The sequence below is a fragment of the Sporomusaceae bacterium ACPt genome, assembly GCA_041428575.1.
GTDB lineage: Bacteria > Bacillota > Negativicutes > Sporomusales > Sporomusaceae > Sporomusa_D > Sporomusa_D carbonis.
Genome location: CP155570.1, coordinates 3,629,217 through 3,644,869, shown reverse-complemented (window position 1 = coordinate 3,644,869; position 15,653 = coordinate 3,629,217). Strand labels below are relative to the sequence as shown.

Annotated in this window: 4 protein-coding genes; 3 read left to right on the top strand and 1 reads right to left on the bottom strand. The window is 49.8% G+C overall.

The window, feature by feature from the left end; translation table 11 throughout:
• The first annotated feature begins 67 nt into the window (after positions 1 to 67).
• The 3 genes from SCACP_RS18610 (at position 68) to SCACP_RS18600 (ending at position 7,174) form a co-directional block, all read left to right on the top strand.
• Complete coding sequence (locus SCACP_RS18610; RefSeq protein WP_425058996.1) at positions 68 to 1,159, top strand: UPF0236 family transposase-like protein; 1,092 nt, start codon at positions 68 to 70, stop codon at positions 1,157 to 1,159.
• Positions 1,160 to 1,591: 432 nt separating this feature from the next.
• Positions 1,592 to 2,179: a Uma2 family endonuclease gene (locus tag SCACP_RS18605; protein WP_425058995.1), complete on the top strand. Its 588-nt coding sequence runs from the start codon at positions 1,592 to 1,594 to the stop codon at positions 2,177 to 2,179.
• A 525-nt stretch (positions 2,180 to 2,704) separates the two neighbouring features.
• On the top strand, positions 2,705 to 7,174 hold the full coding sequence (locus tag SCACP_RS18600; RefSeq protein WP_425058994.1) for an AAA domain-containing protein: 4,470 nt from the start codon (positions 2,705 to 2,707) through the stop codon (positions 7,172 to 7,174).
• Positions 7,175 to 7,262: 88 nt separating this feature from the next.
• On the opposite strand, the gene SCACP_RS18595 is transcribed toward SCACP_RS18600, so the two are convergent.
• On the bottom strand, positions 7,263 to 15,545 hold the full coding sequence (locus SCACP_RS18595; RefSeq protein ID WP_425058993.1) for a GH36-type glycosyl hydrolase domain-containing protein: 8,283 nt from the start codon (positions 15,543 to 15,545) through the stop codon (positions 7,263 to 7,265).
• Positions 15,546 to 15,653 lie beyond the last annotated feature (108 nt).

Here is a 15,653-nt window from a genome sequence, read left to right as displayed (position 1 = left end):
TTTCGCAGGTTTTTGTCATCAAAGCATCGAATCTTATCACTAAGAAAATTGTGTGAAGCAGGTGCTTATGTTTCGTAAAAACCAAGCTCACCAACAAGATCGGTTATTTAGCCATTATCATGATTTGGATCCCCGGCTGAAAAAACGCTTGCAAACAACGTGGGCTCCTGTTTTTTACAAACATGTCTTTTGCCAAATCGATGAAGAATCCTTCGCTCAATTATACTGCAGCGATAATGGGCGGCCCAGCTTTCCGGTTAACATCTTACTTGCGCTTGAGTTTATTAAACATTGGAAGGACTTAACCGACGAAGAACTCTTGGAACAAGCGTCATTTAATTACCAAGTAGCTTTTGCCATCGGTCTTAAAGACCTTGGTGAAGAATATGTCGCTCCCCGCACGCTTTATGAATTCCGCGAGCGCGTATATCGCCATGTATTAGAGCATGGTAAAGCAGGCGATCTCATTTTTAAGCAGTTTACCAAGCTAACTGATCATTTTTTTAAGCTAACCGGCGCCCAAACAAATGAACAGCGCATGGACTTTACCTTTGTATCTTCCAACATTCAAAAAGCCGGAAGACTTGCGTTAGCCTTTGACGTATTGTTTCATGCAGTAAAAAGCTGTCCGGAAGAAATATTGCCTGAAGCTTTTAAGACTGTACTCACTCCTTCCTTTAAGACCACGCTGCTTTATAAAAACAAAGCCAGCGGCCTTCAGTCCCGTCTTGAAGAATTGCTGAAACTAGGCTATGAACTGCTCTTACTAGTAAAAGAACATAAAGAAATAGCTTCCTCAGAAGTACGCCGTGAAATCACCAAGCAGGTTTTAGAGGAACTGGATCAACAGATAAAAAACGATAAAAGGAAACGATCTGGGTGGCAGGTTTGCCGGACTGGAGACAGTAAGGAAATCGTCACCTGCTTTGGCGCCGTAAGCTACAAAAGGACATACTACCGCCATAAAGAAACGGGGGAATATGCCTACCTGGTTGACAAGCAAGTAGGCTATACAAACCATATGAGGGTAGATAATAACGTGAAAGCTAAGCTTGTGGCATGCGCGGGAGAGATAGCTTACCGAAAAAGCGCGCAGAAGGTAGCGCAAGAGTGCAGAGGCGTAACCGTAAGCGGTCAAACGGTTTTGCACGCGGCCTAAAAGCAACTCGTGAGGTATTGGACAATATTCCGGTATTAAAAGGGCCAAAAAGCTTTTTGTATGAGGCGCTGCAGGGACTCTTTCCGGCTCTTGCATAAAAATTATGTTAACTCGTCCAAGGACGATGTCTTTTTCAAAAAAATCCTACAGTGTCTTGACACGGTCCTTATTTCCTCTGGCAGTTGATTTTCTTGGTTACTTTGTTTTAAACTATTCATATGGAAGGCACCTCTTCTGTATGGTAGTGTTGTGGCAATTTCACTATACCAGACATTGGGGGTGTTTTCCATTGTCAAGAAAGATTATTTTTTTGCATTGACGCTAACTGTTTCATGGCATTGAGCCAATTTTGGCTCTGCGAAAGTTGAGTTAGTTAATCCATAAAGTGCTATAATATTCTCAAAAGAACAGAGTGATCGGAGGTTAACAAATATGGGGTTAGCCCACAACCTGAACGATAGATACACCTATGCCGATATTGAAAAATGGCCTGAAAATGAAAGGTGGGAATTAATTGACGGTGTGGCCTACAACATGACACCGCCACCGGCTAGGATACATCAAAAAATTTCCGGTGAGTTATTTTTTTGGATTAGAAATTATTTACAAGGGAAAACTTGCGAAGTATATAATGCCCCTTTTGGCGTATGGTTCGTTGAAAAGGAACAGGATACACCAAATGCCAATAATTATGTAGAACCGGATATTGTTGTAGTTTGCGACAAAAACAAACTGACAGACAAAGGTTGCGTTGGTTCCCCTGATATGATTATTGAAGTGTTGTCGCCTTCTACTGCCGCAAAAGATATGAACAAAAAGATGAATTTATATGAACAAAATGGCGTTAAAGAATATTGGGTAGTTCACCCCACAGACAAAACGATTATGGTATTTCATTTAATAGATGGTAAATACAACAAACCAACAACTTATAGTCCTGAATACGACGAAGAAAGTATCATTAAAGTTGGAATATTTGAAAACTTGACTATAAATCTAAAAGAAATTTTTAATGAATAATAATACTTATGCAAGAATTGTTCTGCAATAACATCTCGAGGTTACCACAAAGCAGAATAGTCTAATTGCAGTCTTTGGGTTTGAGGTGTAAAATAAGGGTGTACGCGATATAAAATGATAAACGCATAAAAATTTTCGGCATCCGTGGTGTAAGACCGGAAGTGTATTTGTGATGCTGTTAGAGGCGTTTCTGCATTTTTTTGCGGAACGCCTTTTTGCATTTTTAGCGGAGTGGAGTAACGGTATTACCCCTCTTGGCATCTTCAAGTATAAAGGTAGGTAATAAGCCTATGTTTGTTGAACCGCTAAAATGTGCAAATATATAGTATCCAATAAAGATGTACAGGCGTGTTGTTAGTATAAGCGTAAGTCAAGCGCCAGCGGTGGAGCGTTACTAACAACACGCCTAGAAAAAAATCTTTATTGGATTTCATATAGAAGAAATGGTGCTATTGCATATACGCTGAATTTATACTATAAATTTTAAAAATATACTTTGAGTATCTGTTGCGGTGAGGTGGGTTTATGCCAGCCAATGTAATTCAAATTTTTGAGTATCTGTTGGCGCTAAAAAATTTGACAGTTCCTGTTGTAAGGGATATTGAAGATTACAATGATAAATTATGGTGGCAGTGGGAACTTCCAGTTGGTGAAGGCTGTTTATTATATCAAGATACTAAAGACGGCGATGCATGGCTTGAAGTTTATAAGCAAGTAATTGAAGCGCCTCCTGAACCACCTGTTGAATTAAAGGAATGGATAAAAGTTAAAGGTACGGAGCCTGATAATCCGCCGCAAGTACATAATAGTATTTCGAAATTGACTCATGCGGAAAAAGAAGAATTATCAAAATTACTAAAACAGATTCAAGAGCTCAAAGAAGGTCAATTATCTAACGATGATGAAAAAATCACCCGGCTAAAAAAACGAGCTAACGTTCTAAAGGAAAAAAATGAAATTTTTTTCCATGCAGAACCTGAGCGTGTAACTTTATGGGAAAATTGGGTAGATACACAATGGAAGCCTTGGTCTAAGGAAATGCTGTACCGCATCAAAGTTCAACGGCTATATGGAGAATTGTTTGCTCTGTACCAAAGGTTACAACGCGAGGGTGATGCAACGGAAATTATCTGGGGTCATGGTTTATTGGCTTGGAATGTTGGGGGATTTAGGGTTTGCCGGCCAGTACTTACTACTAGGGTTGAATTACAGTTTGATTCAAGAAAGGGATTGTTTAAATTAATTCCTACTAGCACAGGAACGCTTCTTGAATTAGATATGCTTAGCAATGTAGAACTCCCCAATTCGGCTCATCTTGTAGCGATGGAGCGGTTAATCCAGGATACTGGAATAAACCCTTGGGATGAAGCGATTACAAAACCTTTTCTCGAAGAATTGGGGCAGACCTTATCCGCAAACGGCAATGCCTGCCATGAAGCGGTTTCCGGTAGGGGAATACAGATTGGTGCAAATCCTTGCATCTATAATGCTCCGGTGCTATTTCTTCGCAGCAGGTCTGGCCGTCAATGGCAAAGCGAGCTACAAGGTATAATTGAGGAAATTAGGAATGGTCACTATATTCCAGAGACAATCGAGGCTCTAGTCACAGATGATATATCTAACCGGAATGCAAACTGTGATAACCACTTGGGAAACGAGCAGTGGAGAAAATTAGGGGAGGAACTGTTATTTCCGCTTCCCGCAAACGAAGACCAAAAAGAAATTGTTCGAAGACTCAGTAAGAATATCGGGGTTGTAGTGCAGGGTCCTCCGGGAACAGGTAAAAGTCATACCATTGTTAATCTTTTATCCCACCTTTTAGCTCATGGTAAGCGTGTACTAGTAACTAGTCAGACAGAGCGGGCTTTACGAGTGCTTGGTGACATGATTCGTACTAAACTACCCGATATAGCGCCCCTTTGCGTTAGTGTGATGGGTGGGGATGCGCGGTCTATGCAAGAACTTGATTTGTCTGTATCAAAAATATCCGAAGGTTTAGACCAGATGAATGTCGATACCCTTGAGGCAGAAATTGAACATTTGCGGAAAGACCTATTTGAATGTAAGCGGAAGATTGCCAGAATTAAGACGGAACTTGGACGGGCTAGTGAGAACGAAAATACAAAGGTTCGGTTTGCTGAACAAGACTTTACTCCTATGCAGTTAGCGGACTGGTTATCAACAAATCAAGAGGAATATGGCTGGTTACCGGATGAAATTGATGACTCTGTAGCTATACCAATTTCCGACGGAGAACTAATTAAGTTATATGGACTTTTTCAAGAACTTAGCCGGGAAGATATAGATAAGGTATTGCAGGTTCGCCCGCCTTTGGAGAAACTACCAACTCCTGAAGCTGTTCATGAAGTATATTCGAAATTATTAGCTTTTAAGGATAATAGTCTTTGCCGGGAAGATTTAATAAAAGGCTGGGTATTTTCAAAAGAAGCAAATGAAAAATTGAGTTTTGCCATAAAGGTTGTAGGTGACGCAATTACAAGACTTGGGTTGCTAAACGAAAAATGGCTATTAATGATTTTGGATGATATTGTACATGGTGAAAATAGATTTGAATATTGGCAAGTGATCGTGACAGATATTAAGGAAAAGATACGTGCCATCCGGGACATCGAAAATAGGATTGCAGAGTTTTCCGTTGATTTTTCGGGAGAATTTGATATTCGGCAGGTCAAGGAAGACGCCGAAATATTATTCGCTGAATTTGCGAAGAACAAGAAGCCAAGCCTAATATTTAGAATTTTTAGCGGTAAAAAAACGCTGTACATCCTTGAAAAGTTTAAGGTGAACGGCTCTAGCCTCCGCTCGGCAGAAGATGTAAAGGTTTTACTAGATCATCTCAATATATTAGAAGCGAAGAAGCGGTTTGTTTCTAAATGGAATAAAAGCATTAGCATCGTGGATGGACCATGTCTTAATGAAAATGATTCAAGGGTTTTACAGGTTTCCGAGAAATATTTGGGATTAATCGAAGTTGCGTTTAGTTGGAGAGCAGATTATTTGAATGCTCTTAATAATATTGCAGGTGTTATGAGACCACCAGGTGTTCTAAACTGGACGGATTTTGAATGGATAAACAAGTATAATAAAGGCCTTCATGCCTATAAAGAACAGATAGAATACAAAGAACTAACTCGCAATTTTGGGGAAATCTCAAACTTTCTAAAAAAAGGATTGTCAGTTGAGAACGCGCACTCTTCATGGGGAGCTCTTTATGATGCCTATCGTACGGGAAACATTAATAATTGGCGAGACATATTAGCCGAATTGCGCAGACTGAATTCTTTGGAAGCAAAGGTTAATGAATTGGTTAGTCTAAAAACTATGCTCAACTCAAGTGTGCCAAGATGGATTGTCCAGATAGAAAATAATGTGCGGTCTGGCAATGCTGTTCAACCGCCTTCCGGCTGGCGACAAGCTTGGGAATGGAAGAGAGCAGAAACTTGGCTAAAGAAACACTTTGTCAAAGTTAAGCTGGAAGAACTATATGAACAATTAACTAGCGCGAAGGACGAAGAATCAAGACTAATACAATCTTTGGTGTCAAAATCTACGTGGTTAGAACAAAATAGGCGCACAACGGACAGACAGAGGAGAAGCCTTCGTTCTTGGGTTCAGACAATTCGCAGAATAGGTAAGGGAACAGGTAAATACGCGGCAAAACACCAAGCCGATGCCAAGAAAGAAATGGCTGTATGTCGTGAAGCCGTGCCAGTGTGGATAATGCCATTGAGTAGGGTGATCGAAAATTTTAAACCTTCCGCGGAACCGTTTGATGTTGTGATAGTAGACGAAAGTAGTCAGTGTGATTTGTTTGCGCTTAGCGCTTTATTCCGGGCGAAACGGGCAGTCATTGTTGGTGATGACCGTCAAATAAGCCCTGAAGGCGTAGGAAAAGAGCTATCAGAAATATATAATTTAATTGACAGATACTTAATTGATGTTCCGCAAAAGGAAAGATTTACTTTACAAGATAGTCTGTATGATACCGCGCTAAGGGTATTTCCCGGACAGCAAATTATGCTTAAAGAGCACTTCCGGTGCGTACCGGAGATAATTCAATTTAGCAATGACCAGTTTTATGGAGGAAGTATTGAACCTCTTAGGATTCCTTCATCTGAAAGGTTAACACCTCCCATTGTCCCAGTCCGCGTTGACGACGGATTTCGTAGTCAAGGTTTATCTGCAATTAATGAACCAGAAGCGATTGCGCTTGTAAATAAAATAACAGAACTCTGCAGTAAAAAAGAATATGAGAACAAAACAATGGGTGTGATTTCGCTTCAGGGTAAAGATCAATCGTACATAATTGAACAGTTACTTCGTGATAGCCTTGGCGAAGCCGAGATGATAGAAAGAAGAATCATTTGCGGAGATTCTTATTCATTTCAAGGTGACGAAAGGGATATTATATTTCTTTCTATGGTTGCCGCACCGAATGTACGCAATGGGGTGCTTAATAAACGCACAGACGAGCAAAGATTTAACGTTGCGGCTAGCCGCGCAAAAGAACAGTTATGGCTCTTCCATTCCATTGACCTCAAGGACTTAAACCCAAGCTGTATGCGTTATAGATTATTGCAGTATTGTCTTGAACCGCAACGCACTCAATGCGAAATGGAAGATGCTGAGGAAATCTTCAGGAGGCACGGTTCCAGCCAATTCCATAAAGATGTTCATAGAATGATAATCGCAAGGGGTTACCGTGCCATCCCTGAATTCAAGGTTGGCACACATCCTTATCGGATTGATACTGTCATTGAAGGAATGAATGCACGTCTGGCGGTAGAGTGCGACGGTGATGAATGGCACGGTCTTGACAGATGGGAAGCAGACCTTGAAAGGCAGATGATACTTGAGCGAGTAGGATGGAAATTCTGGAGAATCAGAGGAAGCGTATTTTATAGAGACAAAGAAAAAGCTTTGCAACCGTTGTGGAATTTGCTTGATTCAATGGGAATCCGACCATGTTTGTGATAAAATAGCTGGTTAGAAAGTGATAAATCCGCTCCCGTGGCCTCTTCGCGGCATTCGGGAGCGGGAGGAGAAAAAACCGGCTGTTTGTCTACAACGTCAGAACAACATGATGGGTCTGCCCGTCATCGTACAATTCAACATAAGGGCCATCCTTCACGTCTTGCTCTGTAAGCGCAACTTGCCGCCCGTCAATTTGTAAAGCAGTTGCTCCGCCCGATTTGTGCGACGGATTTTTGACAGTAATAAGATAGCATGCACTGCCAAAACGGTAGCTGACGGAAAAATCCGGCCATTCGCAAGGAATGCACGGGCGAATGTACAGCCGTTGGCCACGGCGGCGAAGGCCGAGGATCCACTCAACACCCGCCTGATACATCCATCCTGCAGCACCGGTGTACCATGTCCAGCCGGCGCGTCCCCGGTGCGGCTCCGCCGTATAAACGTCTGCCGCCATGACGTAGGGTTCACCGGCATACTGCCGCACTTCATTGGGCGTGCGCGTGTGATTGAGCGGATTTAGCAGTTGAAACAATTCCAAAGCCTTATCGCCGTTGCCAAGCCGGCACCAGGCGATAATACTCCAAATAACACCATGGGTATACTGGGCTCCGTTTTCCCGGATCCCGGGCGGGTAGCCCTGAATGTAGCCGGGACTCGGATCTGTGCGGTCAAAAGGCGGCGTTAAAAGACGCGCGACAGAAAGATCCCGGTCCACCAGTTCACGGTCAAATGACTGCATCGCCTGCAGTACCTTCTCTTGCGGTGCTGCCCCTGAGAGGACCGACCACGACTGGGCGATGGCATCGATACGGCATTCCTCACTGTATATAGAACCCAGCCATTGTCCGGCATCGGTGAAAGCCCGCCGGTACCACTGCCCATCCCAGGCATGCTCATCCAGGGAGGAGGCCAGTTGTTTGCGTACATCCCGGTAGCGTTCCGCCTGCTCTAGCCGGCCGCGCTGCCGGCATAAAGCCGTGAACCGGTTCAGCACGTCACAGAGGAACCAGCCAAGCCATACGCTCTCACCGCGGCCCTCAGCGCCGACACGACTCATACCGTCGTTCCAGTCGCCGATCCCGATCAGCGGCAGCCCGTGCTCACCGAAGCGTTGTATAGCCCTGTCGATGGCACGTAAAGAGTGCTCGAAAACGGTGCCGCTCCGGGGAGAGATTTGAGTCGGCTCGTAGCGTTCATGCTCACCTTCCGGTAAAGGTTCACTATGCAGAAACGGCACTGCCTCGTCAAGGATACTGTTGTCTCCCGTATGTTCGACATACCGTCCGACGGCATACGGCAACCACAACAAATCATCGGAGAAACGTGTGCGGATGCCGCGCTGCGTCTCTTCATGCCACCAGTGCTGCACGTCGCCTTCCTCGTATTGATGTGCGGCGTGCAGCAAAATTTGCGCCCGCGTGAAGTCGGGACGGGAGTGCAGGAGCGCCAGAGAATCCTGCAGTTGATCGCGAAAACCATACGCGCCTCCCGCCTGGTAAAAAGCCGACCGTGCCCACATTCTGCAGCCAAGCGCTTGGTACAAGAGCCAGCCGTTTAATAGTAAATCCATCTCCGGGCAGGGCGTGGAAACCGAGATCTGGTCCAAAACACCATCCCAGAATTCCCGTACCAGTTCAAAGGCCTGGTCGCAAACCCGGGGTTGGCAGTACTTTTTAGCCAGTTTTACGGCGGCGTCCCGGGAATGTTCTGAGCCGAGCAGGATGTAGATTGTCCGTTCGGCTCCAGGCTCCAGGACGAGCTTGGTCTGCACCGCGCCGCAAGCATCATAAAGAGGTCCTGTTTGGCCTGACAGGCGCTCCCGGATCATAGCTGCAGGATTTTCCAAGGTGCCGCTCTGGCCGAGAAATTCGTTGCGGTCTGCCGTCCAGGACAGATCGTCCGCACCAGTGTTACGCTCCGCTTTGAATTCTGCCGAATTCGGCTGATCCTCAGGCGTTTCCGGCTGCGAATATATGCCTAAAAAGGCGCATGTATCGCGAAATGCCTCCTGGTACGCGTTGCGGGCCAGCATGATCCGGGCAGAGTCATCCCACTCGGTGATGATGAAAGAAGCATTCGCCTGGCGCCGGACACCCAGCACCCATTCCGCGTAATAGGTGACGGAAAGGCGCCGCCGCCCGCCGCTCCTGTTCTTTAGCCGCAATTTGACCACCTTGACAGGATCATCCAGCGGAACAAAAACGGTCATTTCCTGTCTGATACCGTGCCTTTCGTGGCAAAAACGCGTGAAACCCCGGCCGTGGATAACAGCGTAGCTCGAGACAAAAGAACCGTCCCCTCGTCTCGGGGTGGCAGACCACAGTTCGCCGCTTTCTTCGTCCCGCAGATAGCACATTTCACCCGGTGGATCGAGCACAGGATCATTAGACCACGGGGTCAGCTTGCACTCACGGCTGCTCAGCCACCAGGTGTAGCCGGTGCCGAGTTCGGAGACAAGGCAGCCGAAACGCGGATTGGCGATTATATTGATCCATGGCGCCGGCAGATGATTGCCGTTTTTAAGCATAATCTGATACTCCCGGCCATCGGGCGAAAATCCTCCCCAACTGTTGAAGAATAGTAAGTCGCGCACATTGTTTGGCGCAGGCCCGGCGAACCTGTTTAACGGCGCCGTCGGCATGAGGAGCGCCGGCAAGACGGTAGCCTGCCGGGGCAGTTTGGACTGCGCCTTGAAGCTGGGACCGTCTGCCCGCAGTACAACACGGGCTGCGGCAAAGAGGAGTGTCCTGTCTTCGTCCGGCAGCTGACTGGCATTGATGATAAAAACCCCGCCTGGTTCTGCGCCGTGCCAGTTAACGACTTGTTCCACCGCCCGCCGCAGCGCCTCCTGCAAATCCTCCTGGTAGCCTCCCGCCGATTCGTTCAGAATCACCAGGTCGAAAAGTAACCCCAGACGGCGCAAATACTCGTGCCCGGTCAGCAGATTGACCACAAACTGTATATTGGCCCGGTTCTCGATGTGTACCAGGATCACCGGCACGTCGCCGGAAACTCCGTACGCCCAGAGGCCGGACTGACCTTTTATATTGGCAGTGATACTTTGCTTGCGCTCTTGTCGCAGCGGCGGAGTATACAGCACCTGGCCGGCGAAAGTTTGGAAAGCCGTAGCCTGGGCGGCTGTCAGGTGCAGATGCCGAAGTTCGATTTGACTGCGATTCCAGGCCAGTTGAAATGTTCGTTCCACCACCAGATCCCCCGAGAAACGGCTGACAATGTCCACCGCCTCTTCCTTCGTGCCTGCCACAGCAGTGACAGCAAAGAGCTGCACCTGTTCACCGGGCTCGATGCTTACCCGCCTCCGCATGATAAAGGCGGGATCGGCCACAGAGCCCACCGTTCCACGCAGGCGGGAACGGATTCCCTGCGGCAGGGCGAGCGTATGGCCCCGGCCGATAAAGCCGGCCCGGTCGGTCTCGTATTCTACCGGCCCGAGGGTTCGGCCGGCGGTCATCAGCGAATGCGCCGCCCATAACGGTTTTTCGTCTTCTTGGCGGGGCCTGCGCCGGGCCAGCAGGCACTGGGCATCCTCCACATATGCCGTTTTGATGAACAATTTGCTGAAAGCCGGGTGTGCATCGTCGGCCATGGGAGACGTCAGGGCCAGTTCAAGAAACGTTGTGACTTCAATGATTCGCGCTTCATTTCCGGCATTGGTAAGCGTCAGCCGCCTGACTTCCGCATTCCATTCCGGGGACACGCAGATGTCAAGGCTTGTCTGCACGTGTCCGTCCACGCGCATAAAGGTGGCCCGGTCAAGGGAGAATTGCACCCGTTGTTCGGAAGACGCCACACGGCACGGCTGAAACGCCGGCGACCATACCACGTTCCGGGTAACGTCTCGGATATACATGTAGCTCCCCCAGTTGTCCAATACTGGATCCTCCCGCCAGCGCGAGACGGCCAGACCTTCATACCGGCTGAACCCGCTGCCGCTGTTGGTCACCATGGTCATAAATGTCCCGTTTGACAGGATACACACTTCGGGTGCAGGTGTGTCCGCGCCGCGGTATTCGCGCAGGGTGCCGGTCGCTGCCGGCTCCGTATAAGGCGCATGTACACGGGCAAACGCGGGATGTTTAATAATTCTAGGCCGCGCGGGGATACGCTCCTGCAGCAGCAGCTGGGCTGCCTGCACGCGCTTGTCACGGTGAAAGCGCTCGGTTATTTTTTTCGGCGCCAGCAAGTTGGCCAGGGCGAGCAGGCTCATTCCCTGGTGATGGGCCATAAAACTGCGGATGACGATACTGGTCTGATTCTTTGGAAGCCGCTCAGAAGTGAAATCGACGGCCTCAAAGTAGCCGTATTTTCCCCGGGCGCCCAGCTCCTCCAACCTGCGCAAATCCGCCAGCCCTTGACGCTTGGCAAAGGGTAGGGCAAGGATTGTCGCGTACGGCGCCACAACCAGGTCTTGTTCGAGGCCGCGCTTGAATCCGAGACCGGGAACACCAAACGCTCTGTATTGATAGTTCATCTGATAATCAAAGGCGTAGTAGCCGGATTCAGAGATGCCAAACGGGACTCCCCGCTGGTGTGCGTACTCGATTTGCCGCCGGACCACCGCACGGTAGGTGCTGTCCCAGACGGTGTTCCGGTAGGTACGCATAAACAGCCAGGGCATTAAATATTCAAACATTGTCCCGGACCACGAGAGCAGCGTAGCCCGTCTTCCTACCCTGGTCATTGTCCGCCCGAGCGCATGCCAGTGGGACACAGATACATGGCCGAGAGCGATGGCAATAAAGCTTGACTGCCTTGCCTCTGACGCCATCAGGTCATACAGGATTGGATCAGGTTTACCCAGCCCTGCGTGGTAGCCCAGGTGGAATAATTTAGCTTTATGGTCGTAAAGCGGGCGGAAATCTGTCCCGCTCAGCAGCGCCTCTAAGCGGGTGATCAGATTTTGCCCGCGAAAAAGCCATTCCTCCCGGACGCTCTTGAGCGATGCTTTGCGTTTGTCTGCAGCTTCGCTTTCCAGTGCAGGCGTTAATTCCTCGGCGAAGGCAACATGCAAAGCTTCTGCCGCCTTACCGCGGACCTGATCGGAACCTGGTTTTCCGTCTCCTTCGAGGTCCGCCTTGAGCCATTCCGCCACCCCTTCTTTGACAGTCACTAAACAGACAGCAAAATTGCCGGAATCCACCGTTGACACGTACAGCGGCGACAATGGCTCGAGGGTGACCGTGTCGTACCAGTTGTAAAGATGGCCTTTCCATTTATCCAGGTGCTCCACGGTACTGATGGTGCGCTCCAAGCGCTCAATCAAGCCGGGCGTATCGATAAACCCGAAATCCCGCGCGGCCAGCGCACACGCGAGATAAAGTCCGATGTTGGTGGGCGAAGTGCGGTGGGCGATCCCGTTGGGCGGTTCCAGTTGAACGTTATCAGGCGGCAGCCAATGCTCTGTTTCGGTAACGTAGTCCTCGAAGAACGCCCAAATCTGTTGCGACAGCTTTCGCAGTTCTTCCTCCTCAGTCGACGCCAGCGGGCGCTCAGGCTGCTCTACGGGCCGGTTCAGCCAGCGGACCGCAAAGGGAGCAATAGCCCATAAAGTGCAAAGCGCCAGGCCTGTCCACCGCAGCGCCGGAACAGTACTGGCCGCCGCGGCCAGCGCAAAGAGGAACACCAGCGTATAACCTCCGTACATTCCCAGCAGCACAGGGTAGCGCCCGCCCCGGTTGCGGCGTTCAACTTCTGCGGCGCTCACCCATTCGAGCAAATGACGTTTCGACACAAATAAGCGGTATAGGGTTCTACTGATTGCGTCCAATAGCAGCCCGCTTTGAAACGGCATTGTCATTATGGTTACAAAAACTTGACCGGCTGTAGCCAGCAAACTCCGGGGACGCCAAATTGTCCGCCTGATCGCCGCCAATTGGCGAAATAGCGGCAAGAACAGTGTAGCGAACACAAAAGCAAACCAGCGCCCGGGAGAGCCGGGTAAAACGGTCAGACCAAGCGCCATTACTGCAAACAGTGCCGGCGGCAGTAAACTGTGCCGCAGATTGTCGATCATCTGCCAGCGGGTGAGGGGGGATAGATCCACCGGTAAAAGTGTTCCCCGCCGGTCGCGGACACGGTGAAACAGCCAAAGGATGAGTTGCCAGTCGCCACGCACCCAGCGGTGCATTCTCATCTGATAAGCGCTGAACGTAGATGGGTGCTCATCGATTAATTCGATGTCCGACAGCAGGCCGGCGCGTAAAAATCCGCCTTCCAACAAGTCGTGGCTCAGTACCCGGTTTTCTGGTATGCGTTCACATAAAACTTTCGCAAATGCGTCAACATCAAATATACCCTTCCCTGTAAAAATGCCCTGCCCAAAACCATCCTGGTATGGATCGGAAGCGGCAAAGGCGTACGGATCGATGCCCGGATCTGCCGACCATAAAGAAGCAAATCGCGAACGCAAGGCCGCGCCGTGGCTAATGCCGATACGCGGCTGCAATACGCCGTATCCCTCGATGACCCGTGTCCGCGTACCGTTTAGCCGTGGCCGGTTGTAGGGCAGATGCAGGGTGCCGATCATCCGCTGTGCGCTTCCCATCGGCAGATCAGTATCCGCGTCAAGGGTGATGATGTAACGGATACGCGGCAAGACGGCTGTGTCTCCGACTACAAAGTCGTAAGTCGTATCAGTCCGTCCTTTAAGCAGTTCGACAAATTCCACCAATTTACCCCGCTTACGCTCCCAACCCATCCACACTCCCTCGGACGGGTTCCACATCCTGCGGCGCTGAAAGAGGTGAAAAGTGCTCCCCCCCGGGCGGGAATACGTGCGGTTTAACGCCTCAATGCTGGAACGGGCGGCTGCAAGGATGGCAGCATCCCCGGGGAGTATTTCCGCGTTTGCGTCAACAAAATCACCCAGGAGAGCGAAATGGATATTCGGGTCACGGTTGGCCAGGTAATGCAGTTCCAGCCGGTCCGCCAATTCCTGCACCTCTTTGACGGTAGACCAGATGACGGGAATGACGACCAGCGTGGCCGCTTCAGGGGGAACCCCGCGCGAGAAATCGTATCGGAGCAGCGGCCGCGGCCGCCTGGCGCACTCTATAAGCCAGTGCGCCGCCGTAACGGCCCACTCGCTCGCGGGTAAGGACAGCGCCAGTATAATCATTGCCCGCTGGGCAGCGGTGAAGCTTGCGCCGCCGGCGATCCACCCGGCGAAACCGAGAAGGGCGGCCGCAAATAATCCGGTGAGGATGGTGAAATACGTGCCGGTGGCGCGGCGCAAAATTCCTATTTCCGGCAAATACCGGGGAGCACTGCATATTTTCAGCGCGTGCCACAGTTTCTTGACGCCATCCGCTTCGAGCAGGTAGTATGCGGCAAATGCCTGGCGCGGCAGTTCTTCCGGCTCTGCCGGATCACCGGCATTCTCAGCTACTTTCGCCCGCTTTGCGCACGCCTCTTTATATTCCTTTGCCGCAAGCTGGACGGCCTGTTGCGCCACCAGATTTTCCGGCACCCGCAGGCGGTGGGCCAATTGCTCAACCTGTTTACGCAGCACATCGCGGCTTGAAAAATCAAGAAGCGGATAATCGCCTGCGCTTTCTCCGCGCAGCGTGTGCTCAACCCTGCAAATCTGCTCAAATGGCTCGTGCCAGTCCAAACGCGAAATTTTGCGCAGACTTCCGATGAGGTTGCCTGTGGACATTTGATAGGCGGCCTGAAGCTGATACTCGTAAGAGACGATTCGATCGAGACTGTCAGGTCCATTTTCCAACTTGCACATCAGCCATTCCCGTACGGTTGCCGAATCGTCCGCCCACTCGCGCAGGCGCCTGACCAGGTGAACTACAGCCGCGCCGGAGAGCGGCATATCCTGGCCTGCTTCTTCAAGGGCAGCCTTTAGTACTTCCGGATTTAACTTCGACGGCTCCAGGCGCGCCAGCAGCCGTTCGACTACCGTACACACCTCCCGCCGTTCGCGGACCAGTTCCATGACTTCGGCCAAACGCCGGATCAAGGCGATACGCAGGATAAGCGGGACCGCCCACGCCTCCGCAATGGTCAGAACCGACACTTCCTGGTAAAAATTGATATATGAGATGAGCGAGTCCTCATCCAGGTTTCCGTCCACATGCTCGAGATAATCGGCACAGACAGACAGTATCCTTGTCTTGCCGGTCCTGCGTAAGTTGGGTAAATTCCGCAAGAAGGCCCCGGAAAGCTGCTGACGGATGACCAATACCTGTTCTTCGATGAACTCAGCATGATCCAAAAGCCATTCTTCCGCGGGCTGCGAACAGCTTGCATCGCCGTCCTGCAGGGAGCGTATAAACGCGCGTAATTCCTCGACGCCGGCATAAAACTCCCGCCACAGACGCTCTGATGGCCAGCGTCTCATGTAAGGGTCGTGGGTCAGTGCAAGTTCATGAGCTTTTTGGCGGAGTTGTTCAGTGTTTAGTATCATAGTCCTCCCGAAGAAAATCAGCGCTTGAAAAGTGATTAGGGA